The sequence below is a fragment of the Candidatus Pseudothioglobus sp. Uisw_016 genome (assembly GCF_048087635.1).
GTDB lineage: Bacteria > Pseudomonadota > Gammaproteobacteria > PS1 > Pseudothioglobaceae > Pseudothioglobus.
Map to the genome: position 1 here is coordinate 687,855 of NZ_CP159806.1, position 12,924 is coordinate 700,778.

The 12,924-nt window shown below is 36.9% G+C and carries 14 protein-coding genes; 7 read left to right on the top strand and 7 right to left on the bottom strand.

The window, feature by feature from the left end; all coding sequences use genetic code 11:
* The first annotated feature begins 270 nt into the window (after nucleotides 1–270).
* From pilM to ABXT69_RS03480, 6 genes are read left to right on the top strand one after another with little or no spacing between them, the layout of a single operon-like run.
* Complete coding sequence (gene pilM / locus ABXT69_RS03455) at nucleotides 271–1,926, top strand: pilus assembly protein PilM (RefSeq protein WP_416679207.1); 1,656 nt, start codon at nucleotides 271–273, stop codon at nucleotides 1,924–1,926.
* Nucleotides 1,916–2,716: a type 4a pilus biogenesis protein PilO gene (locus ABXT69_RS03460; RefSeq protein ID WP_416679209.1), complete on the top strand. Its 801-nt coding sequence runs from the start codon at nucleotides 1,916–1,918 to the stop codon at nucleotides 2,714–2,716. Before pilM ends, ABXT69_RS03460 begins: the two co-directional genes overlap by 11 nt.
* Nucleotides 2,716–3,126, top strand: coding sequence for a hypothetical protein (locus ABXT69_RS03465; RefSeq protein ID WP_416679210.1), 411 nt, complete (start codon nucleotides 2,716–2,718; stop codon nucleotides 3,124–3,126). The genes ABXT69_RS03460 and ABXT69_RS03465 overlap by 1 nt, the downstream gene beginning before the upstream one ends.
* A complete protein-coding gene (gene pilQ / locus ABXT69_RS03470) occupies nucleotides 3,110–4,663 on the top strand; it encodes a type IV pilus secretin PilQ (protein ID WP_416679212.1) in 1,554 nt (517 codons plus the stop codon). The genes ABXT69_RS03465 and pilQ overlap by 17 nt, the downstream gene beginning before the upstream one ends.
* A gap of 12 nt (nucleotides 4,664–4,675) precedes the next feature.
* Nucleotides 4,676–6,505, top strand: coding sequence for a GspE/PulE family protein (locus ABXT69_RS03475; protein ID WP_416679214.1), 1,830 nt, complete (start codon nucleotides 4,676–4,678; stop codon nucleotides 6,503–6,505).
* An 11-nt stretch (nucleotides 6,506–6,516) separates the two neighbouring features.
* Nucleotides 6,517–7,767 (top strand): type II secretion system F family protein, encoded by a 1,251-nt coding sequence (locus tag ABXT69_RS03480; RefSeq protein ID WP_416679216.1) that lies wholly within the window; start codon nucleotides 6,517–6,519, stop codon nucleotides 7,765–7,767.
* Nucleotides 7,768–7,793: 26 nt separating this feature from the next.
* Here the strand turns inward: ABXT69_RS03480 and ABXT69_RS03485 are convergent, their stop codons facing one another.
* The 7 genes from ABXT69_RS03485 to ABXT69_RS03515 all read right to left on the bottom strand — a co-directional run bounded on the left by ABXT69_RS03485 (nucleotide 7,794) and on the right by ABXT69_RS03515 (nucleotide 11,418).
* Nucleotides 7,794–8,174, bottom strand: a complete 381-nt coding sequence (locus ABXT69_RS03485) for a type IV pilin protein (RefSeq protein WP_416679218.1) — start codon at nucleotides 8,172–8,174, stop codon at nucleotides 7,794–7,796.
* 37 nt (nucleotides 8,175–8,211) lie between these two features.
* Nucleotides 8,212–8,691: a pilin gene (locus ABXT69_RS03490; RefSeq protein WP_416679219.1), complete on the bottom strand. Its 480-nt coding sequence runs from the start codon at nucleotides 8,689–8,691 to the stop codon at nucleotides 8,212–8,214.
* A gap of 223 nt (nucleotides 8,692–8,914) precedes the next feature.
* Entirely contained in the window at nucleotides 8,915–9,331 is a 417-nt protein-coding gene (locus tag ABXT69_RS03495) for a tetratricopeptide repeat protein (protein ID WP_416679221.1), read from the bottom strand.
* A gap of 97 nt (nucleotides 9,332–9,428) precedes the next feature.
* Complete coding sequence (locus ABXT69_RS03500) at nucleotides 9,429–9,686, bottom strand: hypothetical protein (RefSeq protein WP_416679223.1); 258 nt, start codon at nucleotides 9,684–9,686, stop codon at nucleotides 9,429–9,431.
* Between the two features lie 78 nt (nucleotides 9,687–9,764).
* On the bottom strand, nucleotides 9,765–9,959 hold the full coding sequence (locus ABXT69_RS03505; RefSeq protein ID WP_416679224.1) for a TIGR03643 family protein: 195 nt from the start codon (nucleotides 9,957–9,959) through the stop codon (nucleotides 9,765–9,767).
* A gap of 16 nt (nucleotides 9,960–9,975) precedes the next feature.
* Nucleotides 9,976–11,058 (bottom strand): AI-2E family transporter, encoded by a 1,083-nt coding sequence (locus ABXT69_RS03510; protein WP_416679226.1) that lies wholly within the window; start codon nucleotides 11,056–11,058, stop codon nucleotides 9,976–9,978.
* 204 nt (nucleotides 11,059–11,262) lie between these two features.
* Nucleotides 11,263–11,418, bottom strand: coding sequence for a hypothetical protein (locus tag ABXT69_RS03515; protein WP_416679228.1), 156 nt, complete (start codon nucleotides 11,416–11,418; stop codon nucleotides 11,263–11,265).
* Between the two features lie 256 nt (nucleotides 11,419–11,674).
* Between ABXT69_RS03515 and ABXT69_RS03520 the strand changes: the two genes are divergently transcribed.
* A complete protein-coding gene (locus ABXT69_RS03520; RefSeq protein WP_416679230.1) occupies nucleotides 11,675–12,751 on the top strand; it encodes a hypothetical protein in 1,077 nt (358 codons plus the stop codon).
* Nucleotides 12,752–12,924 lie beyond the last annotated feature (173 nt).

The window sequence follows — 12,924 nt, forward strand, 5'->3', positions numbered from 1 at the left end:
TGAAGGGATTGATGCAGCTGAATTCTCTGGAATAAGAATCAAATTTAAAAACATTAATTTAAAACTATTGAATTAATGTTTCTTAATGAACTATTACTAAGGATCAAAAAAAACCACTGTTCAATCCGGGTTTATTAATAACCTTTAAAGGTATATTTGCTAACAGGAAGTTCTACTTAAATATTTAAAAAAACAAAACAAAACAAAATTATCTAGTCTTGCTTTACTTGATGAAATTTTCATTCAAGAAAATGAGTATTGGCAGGAACAATGAATTATAAAAAAATAATAAAATCAATTGTAGGGTATCTCAGTAAGCTTACGGTTGAACAAGAAGATGTTGTTGGTGTTGATATAACTCCAAACTGTATACGAGTAGCACAGTTATCTTCAGCTAAGAAAAAATGGACCTTAACCAAGGTTGGTTATAAATACATCGATGGTGGCTCAAATTATTCAATTATTGAAAGCCCTGAGGGCTATGTTAATAAACTTGTTCAGCTTATAACAGCCAGTAAAATTAAGACCAAGAATGCTGCAGTTTCGATTCCTGTTAGCAGTGCAATAATTAAAGTAGTTCCACTTCCGCTGATGACAGATGAGGAGTTAAATGTAGCCATTGCATCAGACTCTCTCTGGGAGAATGCGGTACAGCTGGCAGACAACCTAGAAGACTATTCTATTTTTTGGCAGGTGCTAAAGAGAGATACTGCTGAAAATCAAATGCATTTATTATTCGTAGCATCTAAATTAGATGATATTGATAATTACCTTAACATTGTAAGGCAGGCCGGCCTTAACCCAGTCGTTGTCGATGTTCGCTGCTTTGCAACTCGAAATGCTCTTGCACTAAGATCTGACTTAACCAAATCGGATTCCCCTGTTGCTATTGTTGAGTTTGGAGCGTTTGAAAATTATATTTTAATTCTTCATAAGGACTCACCATTCATTTCTGATATATATTTGTCCGAGAAAGATAGAAACACTCTGATGGATCAAGATTCCACCGACGAGCAAATGATGGGGATAAGTAATCGTTTCTCAATGCAGGTTAACCAAATGATTTCCTCGTACACTGCAAAATATAAAACGCAGCCAATTGAAACCTTGCTGATCTCATCATCAATGCCAAATATTCAGAGAACTGTTGTAAATTTTAATGAAGCGCTTCCTAAAATCAATGTTGAGGTTTTTGACTCATTACTGAATGTAGAGGTACCTGAAAATTTACAAGAAAAATCATCTGCCGAACTCAACAGCTCAATATTCTCATCTGCCTTAGGTTTGGCCACAAGAAAATTAGATGTCTTTGGCTATTATGAGTATGTTACAGGCACAAATAACATTAACCTATTGCCCAATAGGGATAGCGTAAAAAACCAAGAAAAAATGAAATTCTTGTCACGTTGGGGCGTAGTTATATTTGCAGTTTTTGTGGTTGCATTTGGGTTATGGAATTTTCTTGCTAGTGGAACTGAGGTTGATAGAGTCGATAACCTCATGATTGAATATAACGAGCTAGAGCCTATAAGAGCAGAAAAACAAATTATATTTGAAGATTTAAATATTAAAAAACAATCACTTGAAACTATCTTAAATGCTACAAGCAATTTAACTTCAAACCAAAGGTTTATGTACTCAGTATTGGTTGGTATTAATTCTGCAATTCCAGGTAATTCTTTAAAATTAACTAAAATTGATTACAGTGGTGCTAGTGATATTGTGATTAGTGGTATTTCATCAAATGATGGGAGTATCTTAAGCTTTATAGATAACCTAGCCATAATTGATGTAATTGATAAAGCTTCACTATCAACCATGTCTGTTAAAACTGTATCGAATCAAGAAGTTAAGTCATTTGTTATTAAAATTATTTTAATTGAGCAAGAAACTATTGACTCAAGGGGAAAAGATAATGGCGCTTGATATGAATGTTGATGTGGGCTCTCTAATCAAAGGTCTTTTTTCAAAGAAAGATGCAAAAGAAGGTGCTGAAAGTGCCCCTAACCCGCATACTAAAACAATACTAGTAGTTGTTGCTGTCTTTGTTTTTATTACCTTGTATGTTTATTTTGTATACCTTCCAACGAAAGAAGATTTAAGAATTAAGAATAATAAAATATCTCAAATTGAATCTATTAAATTTGAAATTAATGAGCTTTCAGTGAATATTGAGCAAATTCAAAAAGATCTAAAAATAGCTCAAGCCGAGTATGAAAGGCGCTCTACTTTATTTTATACTAACAAAGAATTGGAAGATCTTTATGGTCAAATCAGCTTACTTGCTATGAAAAATAAGTTGACTATAACTAAAATTGAAAAGGGTATTGAAAAGCCGATTTTTTCAGATGGTAATTGTGCAAATAATTCCATGGGCAATGAAGATGAGATTATTGATGAAGAGCAGTTTATAGATGAAGAGCAGTTTATAGATGAAGAGATGGAAGGAGCGGGGCAGCTTCAACAAGTCGGATATTATGATTTTTCTGTCAATCTTGAAATCACTGGGAACTATTCGCAGTTCACTAATTTCAGAAATGGCTTAGCACAACTCAACAAAATTATGAATATAAACAAAGAGTCAATTGTGGTTGGGTCAGAATCAAAAGGTGGTGACGTTAAAGTTGTAATGATAATTGCAACATATCGTCTTCCTAAGAATGAGGCAGAACAATGTGCAGATCCAACAGTTGAAATAAATGAAGAGGAATTCTAATGAAAACTAAATTTGTAAGTGTCTTATATTTAATATTATTATTGGCATCATTGGCTAGTATTTCTTATGCAGCAGAAAATGCATTTGGCTCGCTTCCTTCGACTAATAATAATTCATCCCAAGGGAGTAGTTTATCGAGTGAGCCGATAGATCAAAGCCTTCACCCACTTCTTCAAAACGCAATTAGATCAAATACTATAATTGGTATTATGATCTCCCCATCGATGAAAACTGCTTTCATAAGGACGTTAACTGGCGATGAATACTTTGTGAGAATTGGAGATAAGCTAGGTAACGCAAATGGGTCAATAACAGGTATTAATTATGAAGGAATTGAGGTAACTGAAGATAGTAACGTTACATCTCTAGCTGTAAGGAATAGGAGTGTTTCAAATGCAAATTCAGAGTAATAAATTAATATTAGGACTACTAGTAATTTTTCTGTCATCTTGTGTGCCATTATCTGGCCAAACATTTCCATCATCTGACCTCAATAAAGGTGCTTTATTAGAGATTAATCAGGGTTCTTTATTAATCGATTCAGAAACTTTTATTGCAGATAGCAAAGAGCAGGTTAAAAATTCTGCTGAGACTGGTCCAGTTTTAGATTCTGATGCTGCTTCATATAATATTACAAAAGCAACAAATAGAAGACAAATTGATAAAGAAGAGAAAGAAAATATACTTGTTGCGGACCAAATAGCAGATAGTAATGCTATTTTTCCTATAACAGTAAATTTTGATAATATCTCAATTCATGATATGGCAATAATGTTTTCTGGCGCAACTGGTGTGAATATTTTAATAGGAGATGAAGTTAAAGGTGAAGTCTCTGCAAAACTTGAAAATGTGCCTTGGGATAGTGCCCTTGATTCAATTCTAAAAATTAAAGATTTAGCTAAAAGCGTAGATCCTGTTGGGAATATCATACGTATCCATAGTCGAGAGAATATTGTAGCCCAGGAAGCATTTGCTCTTGCGAGCGTTGCAACAGAGAGGACATTAAGACTATCTCAACGTAGTCTTGAACCTCTTTATACTGAAATCTTTAAGTTGTACTATACAGATGCCAGTACTATCAGCAAAGAAATCCAAAGTATTCTTAATGGCTCGTCTAGTGAAGCTGAAGAGGGGACAAGTTACGGTATCGAGATTACTATTGATGAAAGACTTAATTACATAATCGTTAAGGCAACCAAAGAAGAGTTAGATTTAATTGAAACATTAATCGCTGAATTAGATGTAAGAATAAAACAAATTTTAATTGAAGCCTTTATTGTTGAGGCTTCAGAGAGCTTTGGTCAGGGTCTTGGAGCAAAATTTGGAATTACTGGGCCTGACGCTAATATCTTAGGACTTAGAGATGAAGGTAGCACTGATACTGTTGATGTAACTGGTTTGTTTGAGAATCAAGGAACTATTAATGGAAATTTGCTGGGATTAGTCCTAGGAACTTCCACTAAAAATTTAGCGATTGAATTAAAAGCAGCAGAAAGCAAGGGTATTACCAAGGTTCTATCGAACCCAAGAGTATTTACACTTGACGGGCAGAAGGCAGAAATTAAACAAGTAGATGAGATACCGTATACATTAGTTGAAGATGGAGTGGCGACGCTTGCGTTCAAGGATGCAGGGATCACATTGGAAGTAACGCCAGTGCTTGTGGGTGACGGGAATATCATCCTTACAGTTGAAGTTGAAAAATCAACCGCTGATCAAACTCAATCTGAACCATCAATAAACAAAAGCACGATCACAACAAAATTACTAGTTCAAGATCAAACTATTGTTGTAATTGGTGGGGTGTTTACACAAGATGTCCAAGATTCAAGATCTCAAACTCCAGTATTAAGTGACCTTCCTTTAATTGGAAATCTATTTAAAAAAGTAGATAAAAAAGAAGTTCGAAAAGAGATCCTAATTTTTCTTGCTCCTACCATAATTTAATACATTATTCATATGGCGACTCTCGGTATACCATTAGAATCAGCTGAGCAAATTGCTAGCTTACTTCATAGCAATAGTTTGATAAGTGAGAGTGACTTAAAAAGCGCTATGGTTTCGAGTGATGAGGGTGAGAAGTGCTTGATTGAAACCCTTATTGATTTTAGATTTACGGATGAAAAGACCATTGCTAATGCCATCTCAAGTAGTTATGACATTGAGTTCTTACCCAGCCTTGTTACAGAAAATATAGATTTTTCTACTTCTGATATATTACCTAAAAAATATATAACTGAAAATAGAATAGTCCCAATTAGCATTCATGGGCACACTTTAGATGTCGCTATCTCTGAGCCATCTGCACTCAATCAAATGCAAAGTATTGCGTTGCTGACAGATAAGAAGGTTAACCCTTATCTGGTAACTATCAGTCAAATCACTAAAATTTTAGATAGCTTTAACACGATTGATCCATCATCGGCGTCAGCTCCAAGAACTCCGAAGCCTTTAAAAACAAATAGCTCCAACCAGGCAGCTGAAAAAGAAAAAGCTATTGCAGCTGCAAAAAAATCTGAGCCTCAAATACCGACCCCACTAGCTAAGAAAGCCAAAGAGCCTGCTAAAGCTAAAGCTGCCATGAGTGATGAAGAGGTTGATGAAAAATACTCCGCTGTAGTTGTTCAATTTATTGATACAAACCTCAAAAAGGCAATCAAAGAAGGCGTCAGTGATGTTCATTTTGAGGTTTTTAAGCATTCTGCTAGGATGCGCTTTAGGCTTGACGGCGTGTTAATGGAAGAGCCTGGAACCAGTAAAGTGTTATATGAAAATTATTCGAAAATTATTACGCGTATCAAGATTATGTCAAAGCTTGACATTGCTGAGAGAAGAAAGGCTCAAGATGGTGCTATTACTCTAAAGGTCGATGAAAAAGAAGTCGATTTTCGAGTGTCCTGTATGCCAACAAGTTTCGGTGAAAGAGTTGTAATGCGTATTTTAGATACCGATGGAATTGACCTTTCTATCGAAAAACTAGGGTTTCATGAGGATGATGAAAAAGCATTTATTGATGCAATCAGTTCGCCCCAAGGGATGGTTCTTGTGACCGGTCCAACTGGCTCAGGTAAATCAACAACCCTTTATGCAGCGCTTAATAAAATAAACAAAGAAGATATTAATATTCTTACAGCTGAAGATCCTGTGGAATTCACACTGAATGGTGTTGGCCAGGTGCATGTTAAGCCAGACTATGGGATGACCTTTGCTTCTGCACTGCGATCGTTTCTAAGGCAAGACCCTGAAGTTGTAATGGTTGGTGAGATCCGTGATCAAGAGACGGTTGAAATTGCGATTAAAGCTGCCTTAACTGGTCACCTAGTACTCTCTACGCTTCACACCAATGACGCCGTAAGTACAATTACTCGAATTCTAAATATGGGGGTCCAGCCGTACTTAATTACGTCTGCCCTAACTCTAATTGTGGCTCAGCGTTTAGCAAGAAAAAATTGTTCAGAGTGTCTTATTGAAGACGAAGATGTTAATGAAAGTCAGCTTCGAGCTGTTGGTTTTTCTGCTGAAGAGTCTACAAGGGTTACCTTGTTTAAAGGGGGTGGGTGTGATACTTGTAATGGTACTGGCTACAAAGGTCGAAAAGGTATCTATGAGGTGCTAAGAATCACTGAAAATTTAATTGAAGGGATTCTACAAGAGAAAACTACTCCTGAACTGAAAAAGATTGCATTAGAAAAAGATAAATTTTTAAACATGCAGGAGATTGGTAGAACTTTTCTTAAAGACGGTTCTGTTTCCATCGATGAATACAAAAGAATACTGATACTCGATTAATTGGATTATATATGGCAGTAACGTACTCTTATAAAGGCATACTTGGTAATAAATATACTGAAGGCAAGGTTGTTGCTATCAATAAAGATGAGGCAGCTTTTAAGTTAAAGGAGGATAAGATTATTATTACTTCTTTAGAGAAAATATCAGGAAAAGAAGACGTCATTAAGGTAAAAAAAGAGGCAAAAGAGTCAAAAAAAGTAAAAAAGATTCCAAAAAAAGTTCCCATCACAGAGGTCATTACCTTTACCAAAAAGTTCGAAACCATGGTCCGCGCTGGATTGCCGATTCTTGAAAGCATTAAGATGATCGAGCTCCAAACAGAGCATAAAGGCTTTAAGTTGATTGTCAATGACATCCATCAATCTGTTGAGACAGGTAACACACTGTCTGACTCTTTTGAGAAATTTCCTGGAGCGTTTGATAATATCTATATCAATCTTCTTAGGGCTGGAGAGTCGAGTGGTAAGGTGCAGCTGTTTTTGTCTAAATTAGTAATTAATATGGAGAAGCAGGAGAAAATTAAAAGCAGTATTAAGGGCGCAATGATGTACCCAATGATTCTTCTAATTGTCGCCATGGCGGTGGTTACTTTGATGCTTGTTTTTGTTGTTCCTGTATTCGAAGAAATGTTCGAAGGTAAGGCTGGCGGCCTTCCAGCTGCAACGCAGGCCGTTGTTAACATTAGTAACTTTCTTCGAAACCCACTAAAAGGCGGCGTCCTTGCAATTTCAATAGTGGTTATATTCATGTCTACATCATTTGCAATCAATAAAAACTTTAAGATTAAGATGGCGTGGCATAAATTAGTCCTTAAATTACCCCTATTTGGGGGTTTAGTTCTTAAATCATCTATTTCTAAGATTGCGATGATTCAGGGCAACTTGAGAGCGGCAGGGGTTCCTGAAATGGAGGCTTTGGATATTGCAGCGAGTGCCAGCAATAATCTTGTGATCAAGGAGGCGATGGTGAACGTGCGTCGCGGCGTTTTTTCAGGGGAGCCGTTATCTCAGTTGTTTGAAAAAACCCCAAAAATCTTTCCTGCTTCTTTTGTGGCCCTTGTTTCAGTTGGTGAGAGGACCGGTAATATGGAAGAAATGTACGGCTCAATTGCGAGCTATTATGAGGGTGAGATGGATATTGTAATTGAAAAATTGACCGCTATGCTTGAGCCAATAATGATGGTCTTTATGGGCGTTACGGTAGGCGGGATATTGGTTGCGATGTACACCCCAATGTTTGCAATGGGAGATACATTTTAAGTATCTACCTTTGGGCTATCTAAATCCTAAGGGCACTGACCACCACTCTTTAAATCATTGTTCTCAGTGAGGCAGAACCTCGTTACGTTTTGCCCGCTTTTTTCCACTGCAACTGCCTGAAACCCGCTAGGGTGATTTAAAACCCGGTAATTATAGGGACCATTGAGGTCTAGTGTATTTTTGTTAAATAGATTGGTATTAATGTTTGCAGTACTAGTAGAATAATAGTAACTATTATTATCAGAAAAGTAGCTAGCCTCCATCAATGCAATTGACCTCAGATTATTCTTGGCGACATCTTCTTTCGAGCCTTGAATATAGCCGTTGTACATTGGCACGCCAACACCCGCTAAAATACCAATTATAGCAACCACAATAAGAAGCTCTATAAGTGTAAAACCCGCCATAAAGCGGGTTTTAATATTTTCTTTAAAAGTGATAATCTTACTCTTTTGTAATATAATCATAGCCACTAACTGGAGCATAGCCACTACCAGTATCTGTTCTTATCAAAATGCGATTTATACCTCCAGAAGTAGAAGAACCGATGTAAGTTTGACCATCTGCAGGACTTGAAGAAGTTGTGGTAGCGACTCCACCATATGGGTTCTTGCTAATACTGTTAAAGTATGTTCTGAACCAACTAGACCACGAGGACACACTTCCACTACAAGCTCGGGGATTACTACCCAGCGTAACAGATGTAGAACCTGTAGCACATTTAGTAAGCGTTGCTGCTACAAAAGATTTTACGTTTTTGTGGTTTGTTGCAGCACTTTTCACTTTGGCATCCGCCATATAGCCGTTGTACATTGGAACACCAACTCCAGCAAGAATTCCAATAATTGCAACTACGATTAAAAGCTCAATTAACGTAAAAGCTTTTTTCTTTGTATCTTTAATCATACTAGTAATAGTTTTCATTTTTTCCTTTTTATAATTCATTAATTATTAACTTTACTCAATTTATTTTCTGGAAATTCACCGAGCAAAAAAGACTGTCTATTTTTTTTTTGAAAAAATAATTATCCAGATCCTTAATAAAGGTAATATACCTTTAATGGTTGTTTATCAACCCGGATTTAACAATGGTTTTTATTGACCCCTTATAATGATTCATTATTAATTAAGTGGTTTAAACAAAGAATCAATATTTCCAAAGTTGATTCTCATTCCAGAACGTTTCAGCTTCATCAAACCCATTCGCGTAGGACAACTGGAGCCATTTCTTGGCCTCATCATAGGAATTGTCTACGCCAGTACCAAGTAAGTACATGACGCCTAAATTATACTGAGCCCTAGGGTGGTCTTGTTCTGCTGCCTTTGTGTACCAGTAAACTGCCATTGCATCATCCATCTTAACCCCATAGCCCTTTGCATACATTCCGGCCAAGTTATATTGCGCCTGAGGGGCGCCCTGTTCTGCAAGGGGGAGCCATTCAACCAGTGCTTTTAAATAGTTTTCTTTTTTATAGGCATCCCAGCCATCGGAGTAATCAGCTGAAACGGCACCTATTGGTCCAAAAGACAATACAAAAAGTAATAAAGTAAACGCTGCTTTCATAATGAATAAAAACTAAATGAATAAATAAATTAAAAAATCCAGAGACCTCATGATGCCAAGGATTCATTACTAACAATTTTTATTAGTGAGCCTTTTTCTAACTGAGGTTTTTTACGTGCTCAACAGTTTTTTTATAAAGATATTCTAGATTATCTTTATGGGTTCGGTCAACAATTCTTTGGTCATTTTCGACATGATGAAGTATGTCATGGATTAAGCCATACACCGATTTCATATTTTTACGATCTTTGCTCTTGAGGTTGTAGTCAGAGACATTGAGCCATCTGCCATCTTGTGATGTAATAACCTTGTCAATCTGAGTGATAACTTCACTAATGTCTGTATTTAATCCCATTCAATTATTTTACTGTTATAGTCAGATTTTTAGTTAGTTTTTTAGAAAATACCTGTCCGTTAGATAGCAGTATTGTTTTTAAACTTTAAGGTGTTTCTTTTGTTTTTCTTTTATCCAGCGCACTCGTTTACGCCATAGTCTATAAGATCCTGGCTTCAAGTTGCTTTGCATGATGCGTTTGACCTCGGGCTCTTTGATGCCAAATTCTCTTTCAATATCTGAAAAAGTTGCCTCATCGCTCCAGGCCATTTCAATTAATCCATTTACATTCATAGTTTTACGTTATTTATTAAGAAGAGCGCTCAGGGCTACCAAATTGAATCTGATAAATCTCAAATATAGTAATCGACATTGCAGCAATGATTGGCCCAATAAAGAGGCCTAGAATGCCAAACTTAATTATTCCAGCAAACGTTGAAAGGACAGTAATCAGAGTATGGTTTAACGCGCTTTGTTGATTCATAGAGCTTGATAGCTTCTTAATAATAATAGGCCTTAGAAAATTATCAATGAGTGTGCCCGCTAAAATTGCGCCAAAAAAGACGATGATTAGTGCATTAACGGTTTCGCCAGTTGCAAACAAATAGATAGACAACGGCAGCCAGACTAGGACTCCTCCTAGTACCGGAATAAAGCTTGCTAGAGCCATCGCAACCCCAAAAAACAAGGCCGGCAATCCAACAATCATTACCCCTATTGCAAAAGCTACTCCTTGAGTGATTGAAACTAAAAAGACGCTGCCTACAAGCGTTAAAGATAATCCAGAGAACTGATTAAGAAGTAAGTTGTCAATTTTTTTATCTAAAGGGGATGCCTTTTTAATTTTCTCAATGAACGATGGCCCATCAATATAAAAGTAGTAAAGCGAGAAGATTGTAATAATCACGAAAAAGATAAACTGACTAGAGAGCGTAGTAATGCTTTTCAAAATTACAATCGAAAAGTCTTTAACGGCAATTGCAATTGATTCGAGGTTGTTGCGAAGAGAGCTGTCAAGAAACTCACGTATCGAGTCTGATAGAGGCAGTCCCATAATTATTTCATCGGTTATTCTGCTGATTTCACTCATCTGAAAGTCGTTTTGCAGTTTGTTAATCAGAGCAGTAATCTCTATTCCGCTAACCAGCAGAATGTATCCAAGGGGCAGTATTAGGAGCGTAGTCACAAGCAGCGTCATTAGTATCGCAGCACGATTTTTTGAGTATTTTTGAGACAGATTTTCAAAGCTACTGAAAGTTGATATGCAGATCAATAGGGACAGGAAAAGGTAGGCAATGAAGGGGGTAAATAGCCAAACTAAAGCAAGTATAGCGAGCGCTAAAAGAATTAATACTAGGCCATTACCATGACTTTTGTTGATGCTTCCTTGCAAAACCACTCCTATAGACTATTATCTTATTGAGAATTATAGACACTCAAATGCATATCTTAAAGTAGTTATAGGATTTTGTGCGGAGATTTAGTTTGAAAAGACTTAGTGCCGGCATTTCAATTAAATCGTAGCCGAGTTGAGTGAGCCTGCCTTCCTTCCTTCCCTTACCTTCAAAGTCTGTATATATATTTAAGGGTAGCTCTATTAATTAATTACTTCGTTGACATCAAATGATAATTCAGGAGAAAAAAAAGCTTCTACGAGCGCTAAAGAATATCTAAGAAACTCCTCTATACTCTCTCCTCCAGTTATTACAAGAGGGGTAGCAATAGCAAAAGAAAGTAAGATTATTTTTAACATCGCGACATATTTTACGCAAAGAAGCAATAGCAATAAGCCCAATCTTTATCTCATCTGTGAGTGAGGGTTTATTAATAGTTAGCCGAGTTCAATGAGCCTCCCCCGTTCCTTCAAAGTCAGTATATATGCGAGGGATGGTGGCTCTGAAGTTGGTATGTATAGCTATAAATTATTATTTATACATATGTAGTTCATTATGATGTTTATCTTTCCCTAGCTATAGATTAGAATGCCTTTTTTTTCTAACATAAAAATCATGTATTTACGCCTATTAGTATCTAGTATATTTTTAATCTTAACTCTCACCTCAACAGTTGCCAATGCCAATTGTGTAGTTGATGGAGCAGGAGCAATTGTTACACCTGCAGATATAAGAACTGCCCCAACACCTGGCCTTGCTGTTAATAATGGAAATAGCGCTTCTTCCTCCTGCACAATAACCCCAACTGCCACTAAATTCACGATTTTTAAAATTGCACTTTGCACCGCAGATACTTCCTCTAATGATTTAAGTTCTTGTCAGTATATTTTAGATTCAGCTGCTGGAATAGAGCATATTCTTACGCAAGGACTATCGAGCGCACTGGCAACACCAGGATTCGGGGTGGCCCCTGGCTCCTATAACTATATAGCGTTTGTCCTTAGCAGTAAATATGGAACTCTGGCCTCGTGGAGAACTACCAATGATGTGTTGTCGAGGTGTTCAGATTATGGAAGCGCTCAAGCTGAAGCGGACTTAGATGATCGTAATTGTCAAAGTCGGTCAAAAGGGACATATTGCTGGACCGATCATCCAGGACCAACGACATACAATAATAGAGCAACTCTCTCTCTTGCTCACGGTCAGGCAGTTTCAGGTGGTTTGATGTTAGTTGCTTGTGACTCATCACCAGGGACAGCACAATGGACTTATGAGCTTACAAATATCTTACAAGATCATAATGGAAGTGATGCCTGTTACGATGACAGTGATGTGAGTACTTTTCTTGCAAATGGTGATCGATTCGCCTTTACAGCAACTGATGTTGATGGCGTCAACTACAATATAATTAGCAACCTTTTGCAGAGTGACGACACGTTTGCCACAACCTGTGAGAATACAGCAAAGGTTCTATTTACCGCTATTCTGCCAAGTCCTGTAGTGGTTACTGAAAACTCTCTCTTTGATCTAAAATTTAAGCAAGAAGAGATTTCTCATTTAGAATTTGGGGGTTCAGGTGTGGATTGGAATGATTCGGAATTCACATATGAGGGCCCCGCATGGATGTATAAGGTTGGAATTTCTGCCCCACAACTTTATTTAACAACCTCAGAGCCAGCAGAAGTTCCTTAAGAGGCCTATTAATTAGGCTTTAAGAAAAGTTCAGCGCCTCTAGAGCCAGTTAAAATCTTACTTGGATTTATTAAAATGAATCTGGTAAATATAAGGGGGCTCCCCCCGTACCCTTCAAAGTCTGAGAAAAATATGCGAGGGATAGTAGTTCTTTAATAGTATTTAACTAAACC